The 18,466-nt window shown below is 46.6% G+C and carries 12 protein-coding genes; 10 read left to right on the forward strand and 2 right to left on the reverse strand.

What is annotated here, in order from left to right:
- From N7E81_RS10815 to N7E81_RS10835, 5 genes are all read left to right on the forward strand, one after another.
- Positions 1-846: a LamG domain-containing protein gene (locus tag N7E81_RS10815; RefSeq protein WP_263049605.1), complete on the forward strand. Its 846-nt coding sequence runs from the start codon at positions 1-3 to the stop codon at positions 844-846.
- Positions 843-2,231, forward strand: coding sequence for a sulfatase (locus N7E81_RS10820; protein ID WP_263049606.1), 1,389 nt, complete (start codon positions 843-845; stop codon positions 2,229-2,231). The genes N7E81_RS10815 and N7E81_RS10820 overlap by 4 nt, the downstream gene beginning before the upstream one ends.
- A 3-nt stretch (positions 2,232-2,234) precedes the next feature.
- Entirely contained in the window at positions 2,235-4,454 is a 2,220-nt protein-coding gene (locus N7E81_RS10825; RefSeq protein WP_263049607.1) for a T9SS type A sorting domain-containing protein, read from the forward strand.
- Between the two features lie 36 nt (positions 4,455-4,490).
- The gene (locus tag N7E81_RS10830; protein WP_263049608.1) at positions 4,491-6,566 is read left to right on the forward strand and encodes a hypothetical protein; all 2,076 of its coding nucleotides are present in this window, start codon (positions 4,491-4,493) and stop codon (positions 6,564-6,566) included.
- Between the two features lie 78 nt (positions 6,567-6,644).
- Positions 6,645-7,412 (forward strand): c-type cytochrome, encoded by a 768-nt coding sequence (locus N7E81_RS10835; RefSeq protein ID WP_263049609.1) that lies wholly within the window; start codon positions 6,645-6,647, stop codon positions 7,410-7,412.
- A gap of 37 nt (positions 7,413-7,449) precedes the next feature.
- On the opposite strand, the gene N7E81_RS10840 is transcribed toward N7E81_RS10835, so the two are convergent.
- Together N7E81_RS10840 and N7E81_RS10845 are read right to left on the reverse strand one after the other, a co-directional pair.
- Complete coding sequence (locus tag N7E81_RS10840) at positions 7,450-8,838, reverse strand: T9SS type A sorting domain-containing protein (protein ID WP_263049610.1); 1,389 nt, start codon at positions 8,836-8,838, stop codon at positions 7,450-7,452.
- Positions 8,839-8,986: 148 nt separating this feature from the next.
- Positions 8,987-10,009 (reverse strand): LacI family DNA-binding transcriptional regulator, encoded by a 1,023-nt coding sequence (locus tag N7E81_RS10845; protein ID WP_263049611.1) that lies wholly within the window; start codon positions 10,007-10,009, stop codon positions 8,987-8,989.
- Positions 10,010-10,161: 152 nt separating this feature from the next.
- On the opposite strand from N7E81_RS10845, the gene N7E81_RS10850 reads away from it, so the two are divergent.
- The 5 genes from N7E81_RS10850 to N7E81_RS10870 are packed head-to-tail and all read left to right on the forward strand — an operon-like array spanning position 10,162 to position 18,461.
- Positions 10,162-11,802 carry a sodium:solute symporter family protein gene (locus N7E81_RS10850; protein WP_263049612.1) on the forward strand — a complete coding sequence of 547 codons (1,641 nt, stop codon included), beginning with the start codon at positions 10,162-10,164 and terminating at the stop codon, positions 11,800-11,802.
- A 3-nt stretch (positions 11,803-11,805) separates the two neighbouring features.
- Complete coding sequence (locus N7E81_RS10855; RefSeq protein ID WP_263049613.1) at positions 11,806-14,082, forward strand: FAD-dependent oxidoreductase; 2,277 nt, start codon at positions 11,806-11,808, stop codon at positions 14,080-14,082.
- Positions 14,079-15,824, forward strand: a complete 1,746-nt coding sequence (locus N7E81_RS10860; RefSeq protein WP_263049614.1) for a glycoside hydrolase family 2 protein — start codon at positions 14,079-14,081, stop codon at positions 15,822-15,824. The genes N7E81_RS10855 and N7E81_RS10860 overlap by 4 nt, the downstream gene beginning before the upstream one ends.
- Positions 15,811-17,160: a family 16 glycosylhydrolase gene (locus N7E81_RS10865; RefSeq protein ID WP_263049615.1), complete on the forward strand. Its 1,350-nt coding sequence runs from the start codon at positions 15,811-15,813 to the stop codon at positions 17,158-17,160. Before N7E81_RS10860 ends, N7E81_RS10865 begins: the two co-directional genes overlap by 14 nt.
- An 8-nt stretch (positions 17,161-17,168) precedes the next feature.
- Positions 17,169-18,461 (forward strand): glycoside hydrolase family 117 protein, encoded by a 1,293-nt coding sequence (locus tag N7E81_RS10870; RefSeq protein ID WP_263049616.1) that lies wholly within the window; start codon positions 17,169-17,171, stop codon positions 18,459-18,461.
- Positions 18,462-18,466 lie beyond the last annotated feature (5 nt).

Genomic DNA, 18,466 nt, shown 5'->3' on the forward strand with positions numbered 1-18,466 from the left:
ATGTCCAACTATTTGTTTTACATCATATATTTTGCTTGGCTCGTCTTAGCGCCGCTTGCGATCAGCGCACAGCCTCAGGGGGGTGGCCAGTGGGTAGCTGTAGCTGAGCTCACGGATGAGTTCGATGGACTATCGCTGGACAGTAGCAAGTGGGATAGCTACCATCCGCACTGGCAGGGGCGGCCTCCCAGCAAGTTTATTCCAGACAATACCGTAGTCAAAGATGGTTATTTGCAACTCCGAGCCAGCGTGCTGCAGAATCCTAGTACTGTGGCCAATCCGAGTCAAGACCTATGGGTAGGTGCAGCTGCTTGCGTGTCGAAAGGCTGGTCCGCCAAGCCAGGCTATTACTACGAAGCTCGGATCAAAGCCTCAGACCTTTCTATGACTTCTTCGTTTTGGTTTAGGGTGGGCCAGTATTCAGAGATAGACGTACTGGAGCACATCGGACATGCTTCCAACGACCGCTCCAAAACCTTGGGCAAAGACTTGTCCTACCAGTATCATTCCAATACTTTCTACTATGGCTCTCATCAAGGCTTAAAACTGAAAAACGCAGAAAGTCCTCTAAAGGAGCGGGGCAGAGAGGTATTTCATGTATTTGGATTTTGGTGGAAAGATGCCGAAACCTTGCTGTTTTACCTTGATGGAAAATTGGTTCATGAGATTGCACCTAGAGTGCCCTTTGCGGAAAACCTCAAAATGATTTTTGATACTGAAGTGTTTGCAGAATACTCAGGGGAGTTTGGTATGCCCGGTTTACCCAGAGTAGAAAACCTCACCGACAGCACGAAAAACACTATGTATGTAGATTATGTCCGAACGTATAAAATGATTAAAAAATGAAAAGTAAAAACATTGTAAGCGCGATATGTTTGATGTTAATCTTAGCCTTGGTCGCGCAGGCCCAGCCTAAGCCTAATATTTTGCTCATTTTATCCGACGATGCTGGATATGCAGATTTTGGATTTCAGGGTAGTCAGATCATGAAGACACCGCACTTGGATCGGTTGGCCAAACAAGGCATGCGTTTCGAGCAGGCTTATGTTTCTGCCGCGGTTTGTGGTCCTTCTAGAGCAGGGCTGCTTACGGGCAAATACCAGCAGCGGTTCGGATTTGAGGAAAACAATGTGCCAGGCTATATGAGCGCTTCTGGCACTACTGGCGACGACATGGGATTGCCGTTAGATCAGCTTACAGTAGCCAATTATTTGCAAAATTTAGGCTATCGCACGGCTTTGTTTGGCAAATGGCATATGGGCAATGCAGATCGATTTCACCCACTGCAACGCGGGTTTGATGAGTTTTATGGATTTAGAGGAGGAGCCAGAAGCTATTTTGAATACGACGACGAGCATCCCAATCATAGACAAGAGGATTATCTCGAAAGAGGGTTTGGACAATTTGAAGAAACGGAAGTGTACCTCACCGATGCGCTGGCAGACGAGACCAATGCTTTTATAGAAAGAAATCAAGACCAACCATTTTTTGCCTTTTTGGCATTCAATGCCGTACATACCCCGATGGAAGCCAAGCCCGAAGACCTGGCCAAGTTTCCTGACCTAGAGGGCAAAAGACAGCAGTTGGCCGCTATGACGCTGGCACTGGATCGTGCCATAGGACAGGTACTCGACAAGCTAAAGGAGCTGGATTTGGATGAAAACACGCTGGTGGTTTTTACCAACGACAATGGTGGACCATCCGACACCAATGCCTCTGTGAATGATCCCCTCAGTGGCACCAAAGCCAATCACCTCGAAGGAGGCATCCGCGTTCCTTTTCTCATGAGATGGACGGGCGTGATCGACAAAAAATCGACCTATGCCTACCCCATCAGTACCTTGGATCTGTTGCCCACTTTCGTTAAAGCAGCTGGTGGCCATCCCGATACGATTGCCTCGTTGGACGGTGTAGATCTTATGCCCTATGTTTTGGGCAATAACTCGGATAGACCACACCAAACGCTGTATTGGAAGAAAGAAAACCGTGGAGCCATCCGAGAAGGAGATTGGAAGCTGTTGCGTTTTCCAGATCGGCCAGCCGAGCTGTACTATCTGCCTACAGACGCATCCGAAACCAACAATTTGGCTACAGCTAACCCAGAAAAAGTGAAAGCCATGTACAAAAATCTCTTTGCATGGGAGCTCACACTAGAGCGGCCAAAGTGGCAACTCCAGCGCAAGTACGAAGGCGCCGCTATGAAGAGAATGGATGATTATAAAAAGAAGTAGATAATGAGAAATAAAGGTTTTATTGAATCAGTAGGGTTGATTGTTGGATTGCTGCTATCGCCAGCTATCCTATTTGCGCAAACAGTAGTGGATGTTCATGTCAATCTAGTTCATAAGGTAGGTGATGTCACCACTTTCGACCGAAGCAAGTTTGTTGTGATTCATGCCAATTTCACAGACAATGACTGGACAGGATCGGAGGAAGTTTTTAAATACTTGGCCGATGACTTAGATGTTTATTTTGGGAGAGACAATGGCAGCCTTGGCTGGTATATGAATCAGGCGACTGAGGATGCCGATAGGTCTGGATATGTGAATCCTAGTTATTATGACCAGCAGGGCTCGTATGTAAAAAAAACAGTATATGGGCAGCAAAAAGCTAGTTTTCACCCTTACGAATCAAAATCAGATGTATTGGTAGGAGGGCAGACACATGTTTTTTGGGAGGGCAATAGCACCCACCCGTGCTGTGGAGGCACAGGATGGGAAATAGCAAGTCCAGAAGCCATGGGTGAGTTCATGGGAAATTATTTCAATAAATTTTATAGAGACGCAGATGAGTCTTCGACTATGGGGGCTCTTCGCCCTCGTTTTATGGAGATACTAAACGAGCCCCTCTATGAATTGATTGATGGTGTGCCAGAGAGCACGGTCACTCCTCTTGATGTATTTACTTTTCATAATCAGGTGGCGGATGAGATTCGTTTGCACAACGACCAGATCCTGATCGGGGGATATACGGCAGCTTTTCCATATTATGATGAAAACAATTTTCAACGATGGAATGATAGAATGAAGTTGTTTTATGACACATCGGGTGATAAAATGGACTTTGTATCGATCCACCTTTATGATTTCAATAAGCACCATTACAACAATGGTTCGGCCTTTCATGGACCGATAAACTATAAGGGGAGTAGAATAGAAGCCACGCTGGACATGATGCAGCAATATAGCTACATGAGTCTAGGAGAGGTGAAGCCCTTGCTGATCTCAGAGTATGGCGGCAGAGACCATTCTATTGAGTGGAAAACTTGGTCAGCGATCAGGGATTGGCAGTTTATGAAATCCATTAGCCCCATGCTGATGCAATTTATGAGACGTCCCGATGAAATTCTAAAAACGATTCCATTCATCACAGCCAAAGCGGATTGGGGTTATAAAAATGTGCCTTACCCTTGGCGACTCCTGCGCAAGGCCAACGAACCTGAAGCCTATGAGGGAGCGTGGGTATATACCGAGATGATCAAGTTTTATGAACTTTGGTCTGATGTGAAAGGCACCCGAGTGTTTACACAATCTTCCAACCCCGATGTACTAGTAGATAGCTATGTAGATGGCCAGACGCTTTATGTGATTTTGAGCAATCTGAATTTTGAGAATGAGCAAGTTCAGATTGCATTAGAAGACCTGACGTCCAACGTAGAAAGCATCAATATCAAGCAGCTATACCTTAGCGGTCAGGCACCCGTGTTGGACAAAGACGAGCTGTCAGCATCCGCTAATATAGCTGTAGAGCTTGCCCCTGAGGCTACGGCCATTTTGGCGATAGCTTTGGGTGAGACGCCAGCCCTGAGCGAACAAGTGAAAGAGGTGAAGTACTATGCAGACGCCTACCTAAAGCCTATAGAGGCAGGAAAATCACAAAACTTCACGTTCAGTAACGTATCCACTTCAGCAGTGAGTCGTGCGCTGCTACGTATTGGAATCGGGCGTACCCATGAGTTGTCTAAGCAGCCCGTGGTGTCGGTCAATGGGACGCCACTTGTTGTCCCCACCAATTATGCAGGTGACTCGCAAGCACTGCGCAATCAATTTTTTGGATTGTTGGAGGTCGAAGTACCAGCGGCGTTGTTGAAAACGGAGAACAATGTGGAGGTGTCTTTTGCAGATGCGGGAGGGCACATAAGTAGTGTGACCATGCAGGTTTTCGAAAGCACCCGTGACTTGGGGGCAGACGATGATCTAATCTTGGGTACCTCTGCCGGAGGTCAAAACTTTGAATTGTTTCCAAATCCAGCAGCCTCTCAGTTGCAAGTATCACTTCCTCAAGAGGCACACATGATCATGATCTATCGCTTAGATGGAGTGGTGAAATGGCAGTCTAGTGTATCAACCCACCACCTGGTCATATCAACAGAAAGCTGGCCTCGTGGCTTGTATGTAGCTGAAGTATATGATCGGTCTGGAAAAAGAAGTGTGAAGAAATTGGTGCTGAAGTGAGTCTGAACTTAGCCTAAAACAAGAATGAATAACCAAATGATGAAAACATTGTACGCGTTGTGCTTAGGATTTTTGATGCTTGATTGCACCGCACCTCAGAGCGATACCTATACACTGATAGATTTTGACACGGATTATGATAGTCTGCAGATCCGTTCGGGAGGAGAGTTTGTCCAATACATAAATGGAGAAAATGGGCGAGCCATAGTTTATCAAACACGATATGGCCAGACGCCCGGGCTAGTATTGGGAGATACGAAAGCCAACCCCTGGCAACTCACGGGGTATCATACCGTGAAGGCCGATGTGACCAATACGGGCGACGTGCCTCTACAAGCCGAGATGTTTGTGGGCAACGACCCCGACGGACTGGTGCGCTGGTACTGTTCGGACTATGTAGATCTAGCACCAGGAGAGTCCAAGACCATCACCGTGCCCTTGGCATGGACACCTTGGGTGTTTGAGCCACAGCTCCATATCGTGGGAATGAGAGGGGCACCCGGTCAGCTCAAAACCGATGTGACCAAGATTCATTCGATCACTTTCGTGTCTCGATATGCTACAGTACCTACTTCGTTTTCTATAGACAATATCAGAGCCGAAGGCAGGCTAGAAGTACGAGATACCACGGGCTTTTTTCCTTTTGTAGATGCCTATGGACAATACAAACATCGTGACTGGCCAGGCAAGACGCTGAGCGATTCTGCTTTGCGCCAAGACATCGCCCTAGAGGATCTCGATTTACAGACTCAACCCCAAAATCTTGATGCATTTGGAGGCTGGACGGCAGGCCCTCAGTTGGCTGCCACAGGTTTTTTCCGTACGGAAAAGTATCAAGGCAAATGGTGGATGGTAGACCCTGAAGGCTACCTGTTTTGGAGCAATGGGCTCAACTGTGTGAATAGTCGCATGACCTTGACAGGAATAGCGGGGAGAGAAAAGTATTTTGAAAACTTACCCGCTCAGGATTCGCCATTGGTGGCATTTTATCGAGAGGGGCAGTGGGCGTCGCACGGCTTTTACCAAGGCAAGACACCGTTTGAAGCCTATAGCTTCTATGAAGCCAATCTGTATAGAAAATTTGGTGATGCTTGGCAGGCATCTTTTCGCGACCTTACGCACAGACGATTTAGAAGTTGGGGTATGAATACCTTCGGCAATGTGTCTGACAATACGCTTCGTCAAGAACAAAGAACGCCGTATGTGGGTACTGTCTGGATCAGAGACACTCCAAAAATCGAAGGTTCCGAAGGCTTTTGGGGCAAGTTTCACGACGTGTTTGATCCGGCTTTCAGACTAGCGGTTCGCCAGTCTATGGAGGGGCAAAAGATAGGAGCGAACGATCCGTGGTGCATTGGTTTTTTCGTGGACAACGAACTCTCTTGGGGCGTGCTCGGATCGCTCACTATAGGTGTGATCAAAAGCCCCGCCACGCAGCCCGCCAAGGTCGAGTGGGTCAATGACCTCAAGGCCAAATACAACACCACTGAGCACATCAACGAGGCCTGGAAGATCGACTATCAGAATTGGGAAGAGGTGCTCCGTAGCCAGGAGGTGCCTGATTTGGAATGGGCGCAAGCCGATCTGAATGCCTTCTATGCCAAAATCGCTCAGACGTATTTTAGAATCATCAGCGAAGAACTGGCGCAAGTAGCACCCAATCATTTGTATCTCGGCTGTCGATTTGCCTGGGCCAACAATGAAGCGACTGTGCGTGCAGCTGCCCAGTATTGCGACGTGGTCAGTTTCAACAAATACGAATACAGTATTGCCGACTTGTCTCTGCCTAGTGGAGTAGACAAGCCCGTAATGATCGGGGAGTATCACTTTGGAGCTACAGATAGAGGGCACATCCACCCAGGAGTAAAAGTAGCCCAAGATCAAGCCGAGCGAGGCAAGAGGTACGAATCCTATATCCAAGGCGCTTTGCGCAATCCGCAGATCGTAGGCGCACACTGGTTTCAGTACACCGATCAGGCCATGACGGGGCGAGAAGATGGTGAAAACTACAACGTGGGATTTGTAGATATCTGCGATAAGCCCTATTCCGAACTGATCGAAAAAGTCCGTGAGACCAACTATCAAATGTACGAATGGAGGTTAGGCGGATAGCCTTGTCTATAGAGAGTCTATAGAAAAAGCAGGGTTTTCTGAAATGGCAATGTCAGTTTTGTGAAAAACCTAAAAGGTATGGATTGGAAAGGAAAAATAATAGTGTTGTGTGTTGTTCTGGGAGCCTGTAGTCAAGCGACACACGAATCGAAAATAGTTTCAAAACCTATTGCAGTACAGCTTATGCTGAAAGATGATTGCTTTTCGTGTCATGCCACTTATGAGCAAAACATAGCACCTCCATACATGGATATATCCAAGAGATATGCGGAGTATAGCGAAGTGGTGAAACCCAAATTGATACAGAAGGTCATCAATGGAGGAGGAGGATTGTGGTACGGAGGCAATATGTCGCCGCATCCTTTTTTAAAACCAGAAGAGGTGTCTGGTATGGTAGAATGGGTATTGTCTTTAGATGAGCGAGATAGTACTGATTTGAAGAAATCTGAAAGTTTGAAAAACACAAGCGCTGAAGGAGTGTTTGCAGTGGAAATTGTGCAAGCTGATTTATCATTCATACATGGGTATGTGGATCAGATCCATTTAGAAACGGATCAATTTCTTGAATGGCAGTCAGCTGGTAAAACGCTCCGCTTTTCTGCCAACGTAGAGCTGAAAATACCTGGTCGGTATATGTTTCACTTGCACAAAACAGGACAAGGCAGTCTGACGATAGATGGGCAAGTAGTAATCTCCAATCGGGCTAAAGATATGGAAGCCATTAGAACATTAACAGCAGGTTTACATAAAATAGAGGTAACGTACATACCTTTAGGGAAATCGGATGCACTCAAGTTGAGTTGGCTTACTCCAACTATGAGCCATTATCATGTGATGAAATTTTGAAGCGCAGATGAATTTCCTGCTTTCATTTAGCCAAATGCTATCGCACTACTATCCTTTTAGTTTCTAGCTGACCATTAGAATAGTTGATGTTCAACAGATAAGTGCCTGCATTTAGCAGTGAGATATTGAGTGTCTTGTTTTTACTATTGATCTGCTCCATTCCTATTTTTTTGCCATCGATTTGCAAGATGGTAATATTTCGGATCAAGAGACTAGATTGAACATGTAAAGTGTCATTGGCAGGGTTTGGATATATTCGAATAGATGAGGCAGGGTCATCAGCAGATAACACAAATTCGTTATTCTCCTCATTCACTTCTTTGTCCACATAATTAGGATCTACCACTGGTTTGTACACTCTAATCCAATCCACCTTCATGGTGTTTTTATTAGGGTCATTGAGCTCTGCGTCTGTAGGCGTACGGTCAGCTTCTACATGCCAATCCTGAGACTCTACATTGATGATGATATCCAGTTCTTTGGTATATCCATTTCCGTTTTGATAATTATACGGGTCGATCACACTTGTACTCGAAGCATTGCTGGCTGTTTCTAAAGTTTGAAAAGAGTACGTGTTGCCCGTAGCATGCTGGGTTATTTTCTGATACCCATTTTCAAAGTCTAGTTGGCCATTGGTCATGCTTGGGTAGGTATAAAACCAAGTATTTCCTTTCTTAGTGGCAAAGGCTTTGTCGTACATCACACGCACACGCTCGCCATCGATATAATACTCGAAGTGGATAGGGCTGATCCAATTTACCCCTATTCTGATATATTTTCTTTCTCCATTGTTCCACGCATACTCGCCCCAGCTGCTTACACCAGATCGCTCCCACCAGCTATTAAGATCTCTTGGTTGATAATCTTGAAAAGGGTTTCTGATAAAGGAGTGATGACTGAGGTGGATGAATTTGGCGAAAAAAGCGTTGCCATTGTCTGCTCCGCCGTAGCACTCTATGATATCGATCTCTTGGGTATCGTCTGGGCTGAGTAGCCACACATCCGAAGCCAGAGTGATGTTGGCCACACTCACGCTAGATTCTACAAACACTGGATATTTTACTTTGTTGTTGGAGGTGATGCAGCCGGCATTTACACCCGGTACACCCATTTTGGAAGTACTAGGGTTTCTTGAAGACTTGATCACTAGATCACTACCATCTACCGATACATGGTCGTATTGCCAGTAGGTAGTGCCAGGGCCATTCCATCCGTTGTGGTAAAAATTGTACCATTTGTCTTCGCCAAAATTGCTTTTGGACTTCACCGCAGTAAAAGTATAATTGAAGTCATCAGAAGGAGCGGGTTGCAACTCCCATTTGTAGCCCTGAGCAGCCTCGGCAGGTACGGCGACGTCTTTCCAGTCTTGTGCTTGGACGGACGAACTAAGGTAGGTGACAATTAAAATGAATATGATCTTTCTCATGCTGATTCTTTACTAATATTAGCCTGTCAGTAAAACTAGAGGCTCAAATTAAACGAGCCAAAAATGAGCTTAAATTAGGACTAGACATGAACTAGACAAAAAGGCGTTTTATGGAGATATGGACAGGTCATGAAGTCTGTATTGGAGGCTATGAATTTACGATGGGGCGTGTGGAAGATTCACGGATATTTAGCAGGCCATCGAAGGTGATGGTTTGAGGTGTGTTGAAACCATGCTCTATCTGTCGAAGCAAAAGCTCTGCTGCACTGGCTCCCATTTCTACGGCGGGTTGTGTAATGCTCGTGAGTGGAGGGTAAGCCAGCGGAGCCATGGGGGTTTCGGTACAGCCCACGATGGCGATATCTTGAGGGATATTGATATGGTACGTACGGAGCGCTTTCATGGCACCTAGGGCCACAGGATCGTTGATGCAAAAAAGCGCTTCGGGTACATCTTCTTTTTGGATAAGCTGTGTGGTAGCCAGTTCGCCAGCTTCTGCGGTGAGCCCAGCCGCTATTATTTTATAATTACTTTCAGGGATTTTATGTTTTTCCATGGCTTTGAGAAACCCCGCCTTGCGTTTTTTGCTTACCGAAAACTGTGGGTCGCCCGACAGATGATAGATCGTTTGGTAGCCTTGATTGATGAGATGCTCCGTGGCAAATAGACTCCACTTGTAGTCGTCGAAGATGATCTTAGACCCGATAAATCCTGCACTGATACGACCCAGAAATACGATGGGTACCCCTTGGCTTATTTGTTTTTTGAAATACAAGATATTGTCATGCTCATTGATGGGACACACGATCAGACCGTCTACAAAATTATCGAGGAGGGTTTTTGTGTTGTTTCGTTCAAGATCAGGATTTTCGTCGGATTGCATGATCAGTACTTGATAGCCTTTGGCAATCAAAACCTGCTGTACACCGATAATGACCCGAGCGTAAAAATCATTGATAAACTCAGGAACAATGATGCCTATATTGAGGGATTGCTGTTTGATGAGTTTTTTGGCGATCGGGTTCGGGCGATAACCCAGCTCGTCAGCTACGCTAAGGATGCGAGCTTTGGTTTCGGGCTTGATGTCGTATTTGTCATTGAAAGCTCTAGATACTGAAGAGATAGACACACCCAGTTTTCGAGCTACATCTTTGATCGTTACATGTTTCATGTGTCAAAAGTAGAGCGAAGCAGATAGTTTTCGGAAACGTTTCCGGAAATAAAAAGGCTGTTTTAGAAGTGTTTTGAGAAATAAATTGAAGTCAATGATTTATTTTTTATTGGACAGATCAATTTGCAAAACGATTAGACACAAATGATACAATGGGTATTCTGGATTTAGGAGTTGTTTTTGTATTCGCCATATTGGTTTTTGCCTGTGGTATGAGTTTTTCCCGTTCGGGCAAAAGCGTAAAATCTTTTTTTGCTGCAGGTGGTGCTTTGCCGTGGTGGATGAGCGGGTTGTCTTTGTTTATGAGTTTTTTCTCCGCCGGCACATTCGTGGTGTGGGGTTCTATTGCTTATACGAGTGGGTGGGTGGCTGTGACTATCCAATGGACCATGTGTTTGGCCGGTGTGTTGGTCGCTGTATTTGTAGCGCCACGCTGGCAGCGTACAAAGGTGCTTACTGCTGCTTCCTACATCACGAAGCGTTTTGGTGAGCAGGTGCAAAAAGTCTATACTTACCTTTTTCTTCTTATCAGTATGTTTACTACAGGGGCGTTTTTGTATCCTGTGGCTAAGATCGTAGAGGTGTCTACAGGCCTTCCTATTTGGATTAGCATCATATTCCTTGGAGTATTGATATTGATATATACCGCTGTGGGTGGTCTGTGGGCAGTGATTGTCACGGATGTATTGCAGTTTGTTGTATTGTCGGCAGTAGTTATTATTATGGTGCCGCTCTCATTAGATCAAGTAGGTGGTTTGCAGGGTTTTATCGATGGCGTGCCAGATGGTTTTTTTGCCTTGGCAAGTGGCGAATACACCTGGGGTTTTTTGTTGGCCTTCGGTCTATACAATCTTTTCTTTATTGCGGGCAACTGGGCCTATGTACAACGCTACGTCAGTGTGTCGAGTCCTAAAGAAGCCAAAAAAGTTGGTTGGCTTTTTTCAGCGTTATACTTAGTCAGTCCCATCATATGGATGCTGCCACCCATGATATTTAGAGTGCTCAACCCAAGCCTAGATGGCCTAGCCGACGAAGGAGCCTATATGCTTATCAGCAAGGCCGTGATGCCTGCTGGCATGCTAGGTCTCATGCTCGGTGGGATGGTTTTTGCCACGTCGAGTTCGGTCAATACCACACTCAATGTATCGGCGAGTGTGATTGTCAATGATCTGTACAAGTTGTTTTTTCCTGAGGCCGACAACCCACGACTGGTATGGGTAGGGCGTGTGTCTACCGTGCTACTGGGGTTGGTCACTATAGTAGTGGCACTGCTGATTCCCTACATGGGGGGCATTGTCGAAGTGGTGATGGGTTTGGCAGCCATCACTGGCGGAGCTATGTTTTTGCCGCCTTTATGGTCTCTGTTTTCAAAAAGGATCAACGGCCGTTCCGCTTTGGTCGTCACCATGGTCTCGCTCTTGGTCAATACATTATTGAAATTCATCATGCCTTTGATACTAGATATACAACTAGACCGAACGATGGAAATGGGCGTTGGGGTAGGCTTGCCGATCGCCCTCCTTTTGATCCATGAGATAGTAGCGCATTGGCTTGGAAAAACCAATGAACCTAGCTTTCTGGATTTAGAAAGTGAAATTGAAGAAACAGAAATAATAGAAAAAGCAGGGGATAATCGATACGGCAAGCGAGTGATTGGAATTGGCATTGCGGCTATAGGCTTATTGATCGTGTTGCTAAGCGCACAGGCGCATATAGCAATATTGTTGATCGGAGGCACAGGCTTTTGCGTGTTGGCCATAGGTACCGCTATTGTAGTCAAAAATTTAGATTAAGGGATGATACAAAAGGGTTTTAATAAGGGAGTACGAGTTTCGCATGAAGAGCGGATAGAGACAGATTTGGTGATCATAGGTGGTGGTATTGCGGGCGTGTGTGCTGCCATTACTGCTGCCCGAAAAGGCACGAAGGTAGCCTTGGTGCAAGACCGACCAGTACTAGGGGGCAATGCCTCTTCGGAGGTAAGGTTGTGGATATTAGGTGCTACCTCGCACATGGGCAACAACAACCGCTGGTCTCGCGAAGGTGGCGTGATGGACGAGATATTGGTGGAAAACATGTACAAAAACAAGGAAGGTAATGCGATTGTTTTCGATACCATTCTGTTAGACAAAGTGTACCTAGAGCCCAATATCCAACTCTTTCTCAATACAGCAGTTTACGAAGTTGCTAAAAAAGAGGAAAGAAAAATTCAATCCGTCCGTGCATTCAACCCACAAAACTCCACCCAATATTTGTTTGTCGCACCTTTGTTTTGTGATGCTTCAGGCGATGGGATTGTCGCTTTTCAGGCCGGTGCTGCCTTTAGGATGGGTGCCGAAACAGAAGAAGAATTTGGTGAGTTGTTTACGCCAGACGAGTCTTATGGAGAGTTGTTGGGGCATTCTATGTACTTCTACAGCAAGAGTACAGACCAGCCTGTGAAGTATCGTCGGCCATCTTATGCCCTCAAAGACATCAAGGAAATCCCACGCTACAAGTTGATCAGCAAGACCGACATGGGCTGCCGTTTTTGGTGGTTTGAATATGGCGGACGTGCCGACACCATTCACCAGACCGAAGAGATCAAATGGGAACTTTGGAAGGTGATCTACGGCGTGTGGGATTACATCAAAAACTCTGGTGAGTTTGAGGATGTGGATCACTTGACGCTAGAGTGGGTGGCCACCGTGCCCGGCAAGCGCGAGAGTCGCAGATTCGAAGGGCTGTACATGATCAAGCAGCAGGACGTGATCGAGCAACGAAATTTTCCGGATGCAGTAGCTCATGGTGGATGGGCATTGGACTTGCATCCTTCAGACGGCATTTACAGCGACCAGTCCGGCTGTACCCAGTGGCACGCCAAGGGCGTGTATGAAATCCCCTATCGCAGTTTCGTTAGCAAGGATATCGACAATCTGTTTTTGGCTGGTCGCATCATCAGTGCCACGCATGTCGCATTTGGCTCTACCCGAGTGATGGCTACCTGTGGCAATGGAGGACAGGCCGTAGGCATGGCAGCAGCGCTTTGTATTCGCGAGGGCTTATTGCCAAAAGACATGCAAGAGGAACCACGCATGACGATGCTACAAAATGAACTAAACCTTGTAGGACAGTCCATCCCTCACGTACCGATTCGATCTGAACAAAATTTGATCAATGACGCCGTACTGAAAGCCTCTTCGGTATTGAAGCTGGGTCAAATGCCAGCAGGAGATACTTGGATCAATCTGGCTACTTCTCTGGCACAGTTGCTTCCGCTGTCTGTAGGTCAGGCTTATCACTTTCGTGTAAATGTAAAAGCAAAAGAAAAAACAACGCTGACAGTCCAATTGCGGATTTCCGAAAAGCCAGCCAACTATACACCCGAGATCATTTGGGAAGAATTGACTTTTGAATTGGCACCAGGCCAACAATCCTTGGAGATTGCCTTTAGCAAACCCTTAGAAAATTCACAATATGCTTTTCTAACCTTCCTATCCAACGAAAAAGTGGAGATGGAAGAAAGTGACCACCAGTACTCCGGAATTCTAACGGTATATAACGGTGAAAACAAAGCCGTGTCCAATACCGGCAAGCAGTCTCCTCCAGATGGAATAGGCATAGACACCTTTGAATTTTGGACACCCAAAAGACGCCCAGAAGGCAAAAACCTAGCCCTTCAAAGCACTCCCGAAATTGTCTTTGATTCGAAAAATCTAGGCAATGGACTGACACGGCCTTGGCTCAAGCCGAATGCTTGGGTAGCAGAACTCAAGGATGAAAAACCTAAGCTGCATATCGAATGGGAGCAAACGCAGAAGATTTCAGAGATACGTTTGTTTTGGGATACAGACTACGACCATGCGATGGAGTCTACCCTGATGGGTCACCCCGAGGAGGTCATGCCTTTTTGTGTACGCAATTATAAGATCACAACGCTAACAGGCGAAGTGCTAGCAGCTGTAGAAGACAACTATCAAACACTACATGTGATCTCATTGGAGAAGAAAGTTAATACCAAAGGTATCGTGTTGGAAATGGAACATCCTTCGCAACATGTGCCTGCCGCTTTATTTGAAATAATAGTGAGATGAAAAAAATACACTTCATACCCTACTTGCTGTTAGGCATTTTCTTGGCTAGTTGCCAAGAAAGCAAAGAGCCAAAGGAGCAATCACTCAATGGTACTTGGCAGTTTGTAGCTGCCCATTCGCTCAGCGAGGAGGAGGTCTTGTCTGGAGGAGTGCACTGGGATACGCTCGCCGTACCAGGCAACTGGGATACCCGAGAGCGCTACACCTCCTATGTAGGCAAAGGGTACTATCAACGAACATTTGAGATATCAAAAAAGTGGTCAGAAAAACAAATCCGCCTGCGTTTTGGAGCCGTGTATCAGCAGGCTAAAGTGTGGCTCAACGGCCAGCTGCTAGGCCAGCACGTGGGTGGCTACACACCTTTCGAGTTCAACATTACGGATCAGGTCAACTGGAATCAACCCAATACGCTTACCGTCATGGCGGACAATAGCTATCAGCGGGGTGCTTGGCTGGCTTGGGGAGGCATCAGCCGCCGTGTGACTTTGCACGCAGATGCACCGCGCCGCATGGTGTACCAGCATATCAGTGCGATACCAGATTTCGAAAACGAAAAAATCCGCTTTGCCATCAGCTATCAAATTGAAAACAATAGTACTGAAGACACTCAGGTGCAAATACAACCCCGTATTTCATCAGGAACACAACCTGATCCTGTGAAGGTGACTGTTTTGGCGGGACAATCGGCACAAGCCAGTGTGCAGTGGGAGACTGGATTGTTGAATTACCAATTATGGGATTTGGACGACCCCACACTTTACGAACTGACCAGTGAATTAACTGTAGCAGGCCAACTGGAAGATGTGATCTCTCATCGATTTGGTATCCGCCGAATTGAGGCACGGGGCGAGCAGCTTTTGCTCAACAACCGCCCCCTTCGTGCCAACGGACTCAATCGGGTACACGATCATCCTGCCTACGGCAACACCGAGCCAGATCATTTGGTCGAGTCGGATATGTCGGATATCATGGCCTTGGGTGGGCGTTTTTCACGACTGATGCATGCGCCCCTGTCAGAAAATCTACTCGACTTATGCGATAGCTTGGGCTTTCTGCTGATCGAAGAAATCCCCGTCTGGGGCAACGACGATCCGCAATCCTTTGCCAGCAATCCTCAGACACAGCAATGGCTTAGGGAGTTGATCCAGCGGGACTACAACCACCCGTCGGTGGTGGGTTGGAGCGTGGGCAATGAGTTGCGGGATTCGATTCCCGACTGGGGGCACAAGACCCTCACACCTGATCAACTAGCCTATGTCAACTCCATGCTGGCCTACGTGGGTACGCTCGATAGCACCCGACTCAAAACTTACGTGTCCCTGACCGCCTATGGCAGTCACACAACCATGGGAAATGAGCCCTACGAACTATTGGATTTGATTTGCATCAATAGCTATGGAGATGCTCAAAAGGCCGTGAGGCAGACGCATGAGCATTTTCCGGGAAAGCCAATTTTCATGTCCGAAATTGGTCGGACACAAATTGGCACTGCTCCCGATGGGGCGCTGAGTGAGGCACTTATTACGGATTTAGAAGCGCTAAAGGAGCTGCCCTATCTGGTCGGCGTATCCATCTGGAGCTACAACGATTATCGCAGCCGTTACCCTGGTACACCTGCATCAGGCTTTCGCGAATGGGGAGTAGTGGATGAAAGAAGAAATAAAAAGAAGGCATACAGACAACTGAAAGAAGTTTACGGAAAGTGGAATAAGAATAAAAAATATAGTGATGAAATTAAATAGATTGAAAACGATTTTTTTGGGAGCCTCGGTCTTGTTGATGGCCGTTCAATGTGAGAATGAATCAGAGACTCCAACGCCAGAACAGGAGCAAGAAGAACAAAAGCAAGAGGAGACCGAAACGGAAACATCCGAGGGGAGATCTCAGACATGCGATGACTCGATTTACAAACAGGCGACTGATGAGGCGCAAAAAACGATGGACTTGACTGGATGGGAAGTGGTGTGGGAAGATGATTTTGACTACCCTGATGCGCAGTTGGATGACAACTGGGAATCCCAGAATGGGGCAAGTGGAGGAGAAGTACTTTCAAGCCGATGGAGAGAAAATGCCGTGGTCAAGGACGGCGTACTAGAGCTGCTGGCCAAGAAAGAATCTCGCGGTGGGCAAGATTGGACTGCTGGCAATATATGGACACGCGACCTGTTTGGGTATGGCTATTTCGAATGCAAATACAAATATGCAGGAGCCAAGGGTACCAACAATTCTTTTTGGTTGTACCCCCGGTATAGCCCCTCGTCACAGGTCAACTGTGAGTTGGATGTCAATGAAGGACATTTTCCAAATGAAATCAATACCAACCGACACCATTGGTTGAATGGTACAACTGAAAACGCCCAATTGCCATACACAGAAGGAATACAGCCTTACTATGGGCATTCCTTGGAGCAGACCGTTACCACCACTAAAATTCGTTTTTCTTCCAATAATGCCTCCCACTTTCATATTCGAGAGTTTAGGATATACGAAGCCAATGAAGATTGCTACCCAGCCAATGTGTTGTCTTCTTCTGCCGACACAGAACTGACCGGTTTGAATAATTTGGCCAAAGACCCTGAAGTTAGCATCACTGCAAGTGGAGTGTATCGGGACGAGTTTAAAGTATCGCAAGTAGCAGATGGTAGTGTGAGCACTAGCTGGGTGTCTCAAGCCACTGGGAAAAAATGGTTGGAATTTTCATGGCCTGAGGCCCAGGAGGTTGGTCATGTCCAGTTTGTCAACGGTTGGCAAAGTGGCAGCGAATGGCTGGCTTTGATTTCTGATTATAAAATCGAGGCCTGGGTAGATGATGCTTGGGTGACTTTGGTCGATTTTGATGTGGTCGATACGCATAATTATGCAGAAGAATACCATGTCTATGGAATGGATTGGAATGAAGACAAGATTGACTTTTATTTTGATAATCAGCTTATCCGAACGATCGACAACACCCAATGCAACAATGAACTCAATATATATTTGAGTCTGGCCATTCTCGAATACGCAGGAGAAGTCACAGATGCCATAGATGGTACCAGTATGAAAGTCGATTGGGTCAAGTACTATCAAAAGAAATAAACACGAATATGAAAAGCTATAAAAACCCATTAAGGTGCGGGAATGGTTTGGTTGCCTTGGGGATGTGTCTATTGTTCGCTTGCCAGCCCCCAAAAAAGGAAGGCGCTCCATTAGAAAATGACACGACGGGCTTTCCCTGGGATATCCCGCAGACCCGCCCGGATCGACCGCTCAGTGAAGCTATGGATCGACTCTATAGTGACTATCGGACGCCACGTCCAGAGGACAACGAGCTCTACTCCAGTTTTGCCTATACACCACTAGAGGGGTTCGATTATCACGATGGAGATGGCACCGTTTCCCGAAGAGACCCTTCTAAGGTGATTTTTGAAAATGGCCAATACTACGTGTGGTATACCAAGCGTGATACTCAAACGCCACCTGTTGGTTGGGGCAATGCCGACCAGTCTACCGAGGTGATCCCGTCTACCGATTGGGATTTGGCAGAGATATGGTATGCCACCAGCAAGGATGGTTTTCGTTGGGAGGAGCGAGGAGTAGCTGTATCGCGGCCTGACAAACCAGCCGTGGGTTGGCGGTCTGTTTCCACACCTGATGTTTTGAAATTCGGAGGTAAATATTACTTGTACTATCAGGGTTTTATGGAAGCCAGTGGCAAAAAAGGAGACCATTGTCCTGTCACCGCTTCTTATGCAGACTCGCCCGATGGGCCATGGACACCTGTTGGTAAAATAGTGGTTGAAAATGGTGAGCCAGGTACGTGGGATCAATATTCCATTCATGATCCTTACCCACTGGTTTACAAAGGAAAAATATATTTGTATTATAAAGCCGCCTTTGGAGATCGTCCAGATTACTTGGTGGCCAATGGGCTAGCCATAGCCGATAATCCCCTGGGGCCATTCGAAAAGCATCCGCTCAATCCAGTGCTCAACTCTAGTCATGAGACGGCCTATTTCCCCTTTGAGGAAGGCATCGCCACGCTCGTTACACGCAATGGCAACGAGAGCAACACCATCCAGTATGCGCCTGATGGGGTCAACTTCAAAATCGCTGCGGTATCGGCATTGCTGCCTTTGGCCGCTGGTCCGTATGTGCCCGATGCTTTCGATAGCCAGGCCAATGGCCGAGGGATCACTTGGGGGCTTTGTCATTTTACGAACTACGGCAATGATTGGGGTAAAGATTATAGCGTGCTTGCACGTTTTGATTGTGATCTGAGTTTGGACTTGGATGACAAAAAATTGAAGCAAACACAAACCAAGCTGCGACCAGAGGTGTATTTTTCTAAAGAGCTTACGAAGGAGCAAAAAGTAGCAAGACAAAGCATACGCCCCTAAAATAA

The organism is Reichenbachiella carrageenanivorans (assembly GCF_025639805.1).
Lineage (GTDB): Bacteria > Bacteroidota > Bacteroidia > Cytophagales > Cyclobacteriaceae > Reichenbachiella > Reichenbachiella carrageenanivorans.

What these genes read in the sequence shown, in the direction of transcription:
- N7E81_RS10845 (WP_263049611.1), bottom strand. Translation starts at nt 10,009, where the DNA reads ATGAAACATGTAACGATCAAAGATGTAGCTCGAAAACTGGGTGTGTCT.
- N7E81_RS10850 (WP_263049612.1), top strand. Translation starts at nt 10,162, where the DNA reads ATGGGTATTCTGGATTTAGGAGTTGTTTTTGTATTCGCCATATTGGTT.
- N7E81_RS10825 (WP_263049607.1), top strand. Translation starts at nt 2,235, where the DNA reads ATGAGAAATAAAGGTTTTATTGAATCAGTAGGGTTGATTGTTGGATTG.
- N7E81_RS10835 (WP_263049609.1), top strand. Translation starts at nt 6,645, where the DNA reads ATGGATTGGAAAGGAAAAATAATAGTGTTGTGTGTTGTTCTGGGAGCC.
- N7E81_RS10870 (WP_263049616.1), top strand. Translation starts at nt 17,169, where the DNA reads ATGAAAAGCTATAAAAACCCATTAAGGTGCGGGAATGGTTTGGTTGCC.
- N7E81_RS10840 (WP_263049610.1), bottom strand. Translation starts at nt 8,838, where the DNA reads ATGAGAAAGATCATATTCATTTTAATTGTCACCTACCTTAGTTCGTCC.
- N7E81_RS10865 (WP_263049615.1), top strand. Translation starts at nt 15,811, where the DNA reads ATGAAATTAAATAGATTGAAAACGATTTTTTTGGGAGCCTCGGTCTTG.
- N7E81_RS10860 (WP_263049614.1), top strand. Translation starts at nt 14,079, where the DNA reads ATGAAAAAAATACACTTCATACCCTACTTGCTGTTAGGCATTTTCTTG.
- N7E81_RS10855 (WP_263049613.1), top strand. Translation starts at nt 11,806, where the DNA reads ATGATACAAAAGGGTTTTAATAAGGGAGTACGAGTTTCGCATGAAGAG.
- N7E81_RS10830 (WP_263049608.1), top strand. Translation starts at nt 4,491, where the DNA reads ATGATGAAAACATTGTACGCGTTGTGCTTAGGATTTTTGATGCTTGAT.
- N7E81_RS10815 (WP_263049605.1), top strand. Translation starts at nt 1, where the DNA reads ATGTCCAACTATTTGTTTTACATCATATATTTTGCTTGGCTCGTCTTA.
- N7E81_RS10820 (WP_263049606.1), top strand. Translation starts at nt 843, where the DNA reads ATGAAAAGTAAAAACATTGTAAGCGCGATATGTTTGATGTTAATCTTA.